Origin of the sequence: Neisseria sp. HMSC070H10, assembly GCF_001837635.1 — a bacterium.
In the GTDB taxonomy this organism is placed as follows: domain Bacteria; phylum Pseudomonadota; class Gammaproteobacteria; order Burkholderiales; family Neisseriaceae; genus Neisseria; species Neisseria subflava_A.
The window spans coordinates 1-818 of the sequence record NZ_KV833354.1 but is presented as its reverse complement, the minus strand read 5'-3'; the positions used below and the strand labels follow the sequence as shown (position 1 = coordinate 818).

General features: G+C 47.6%; 1 protein-coding gene. It reads left to right on the top strand.

Annotated features, from left to right (window positions below; genetic code table 11):
- On the top strand, positions 1-626 hold a 626-nt coding region (locus tag HMPREF2606_RS01155; RefSeq protein ID WP_210388917.1), incomplete at its 5' end, for a YadA C-terminal domain-containing protein.
- Positions 627-818: the final 192 nt, after the last annotated feature.

The following is an 818-nucleotide window of genomic DNA, read 5'->3' as shown; positions in this document are numbered from 1 at the left end:
ACCGTCAAGACATCGACGCCAATAAAGCAGCAATTGAGACCAAAGCTGATAAGACTGCTGTAGAAAGCGTAAGAACAATAGCTGTTGAAGCTCAAAAATCAGCTCAAGTGGTAAAAGGTGCTGTTGAAGTTGCCCAAAAATCTGCTGAAACTGCTGAAAGCCATGCCAAAGCTGCAAAAACATCCGCTGATGCTGCCAATAATGTAGCAAGTGCGGCGCAAACTGCTGCTGCTCAAGCTCAAGATGCAGTTAAAGCTAATGCCACACAAGTTGCCGCTAACAAAGCCGATATTGCTACCCTGCAAACAGCAAGCAACCAACACGCTGCCGGTATTGCTAAAAACTCAGCGCGTATCGACAACTTGGACAAAAACGTAGCTAATCTGCGCAAAGAGACCCGCCAAGGTCTTGCTGCACAAGCAGCCCTCAGCGGTCTGTTCCAACCTTACAGCGTTGGTAAGTTTAACGTTACCGCTGCTTTGGGTGGTTTCAAATCTGACACCGCAGTTGCAGTCGGCGCAGGCTACCGCTTCAATGAAAACTTTGCAGCCAAGGCCGGTCTTGCAGTCGGCACCTCTTCAGGCGGCTCTGCATCTTACAACGTAGGCGTGAACTACGAATGGTAATACTGGTTTAGTGTTAAATAGGTATCAAACCCGCAGCTATGCTGCGGGTTTTTTGTTTTGTTTGGCGGGTTTGCTCAACTGGACATGAATCTCGAATAAAAGACTTATAGTGGATTGACTTTAAACCAGTACGGCGTTGCCTCGCATAGCCGTACTATCTGAGACCTTTGCAAAATTCCCCAAAATCCCCTA